The organism is Neisseria sp. P0021.S007 (genome assembly GCF_051956855.1).
The window spans coordinates 1-450 of sequence record NZ_JBQCXA010001653.1; the positions used below are offsets into that span (position 1 = coordinate 1).

Here is a 450-nt window from a genome sequence, read left to right on the forward strand (position 1 = left end):
CGACCAAAGAGAGAGAAAAGGAAGGAGGAGGAGGAAGCGGAAGAGGGGTATAAGAGAAAGGGGTGGCAGAAGGCCTTGAAAAAGGGGGTCGGCAACGGATGCTGTCGAGCCATGCGGACAGCGGATGTGTGAGGTCTATCAGGCCGTATCGACGGCAGGCTTCAAGCGTAACCAGCTGGGCATCGTGCATCATGTTTCCGCCCAACATGGCATCGAGCAGGGTGGGGATGTCCATCAGTTCAAAACCGGCAACTTCGCCGTCTTGGTTGGCGGGTTGGAAGCCTTCAGGCAGGATAATGTCGAAGATATGCAGGATTTCGTTGTGGACACCGCGATTAACGGGGCGCAAACTATATATTTGGGCAGTCGGTCGGATATGGGGGGTTAACGAAGCGGGAATGCCTGCTTCTTCTTCACCCTCGCGGCAGACGGCTTCAGACGGCCTTTCGC

General features: G+C 56.0%; 1 protein-coding gene. It reads right to left on the reverse strand.

Going from position 1 to position 450, the window contains the following annotated elements; genetic code table 11:
- Positions 1-450: NUDIX domain-containing protein (locus ACTHUR_RS20750; RefSeq protein ID WP_440400690.1), on the reverse strand; the 450-nt coding region annotated here is incomplete at both ends.